The sequence below is a fragment of the Parvimonas sp. D9 genome, assembly GCF_035282565.1.
Lineage (GTDB): Bacteria > Bacillota > Clostridia > Tissierellales > Peptoniphilaceae > Parvimonas > Parvimonas micra.
The window spans coordinates 1-440 of the sequence record NZ_JAYKBM010000061.1 but is presented as its reverse complement, the minus strand read 5'-3'; the positions used below and the strand labels follow the sequence as shown (position 1 = coordinate 440).

General features: G+C 41.1%; 1 protein-coding gene. It reads left to right on the top strand.

Annotated elements, in window-relative coordinates:
- A partial coding sequence (locus tag VJI94_RS08020; RefSeq protein WP_324008965.1) for a transposase occupies positions 1–440 on the top strand: 440 nt, incomplete at both ends.

The window sequence follows — 440 nt, the reverse complement described above, 5'->3', positions numbered from 1 at the left end:
CAGCCGTTTAAAGGGCTTAAGTATTGGTAATTTAAAGATCATTGATAGCACAACGATCCGCCTTTTCAGTGATATATTGGGCGGCGTTGGCCGAAAACCGCAGGAAGGCAGCAAAAGAAAGGGAGGGATAAAAGTTCATGCAATGATGGATGCTTTTAGCGGAGTGACAGAATTTGTACGAATGACTCCGGCCCGGGAAAATGATCAGAAATTCCTGTATCATCTACAAGTACCGCCTAATAGCTGGTTGGTTTTTGATAAGGGCTATTATGCTTATCAAAAGTTCAAAAAATGGATAGAGCAAAAAGTGTGGTTTGTGACACGAATGAGGGAAAATGCAGAGTTTCATGTAACCAAGGTAATGATAGATAAGACCAGACAGCAGCAAGCAAAGGGAGTTTTGAAGGAGCAATACATAACTGTTCCAATCAGAAGAAATG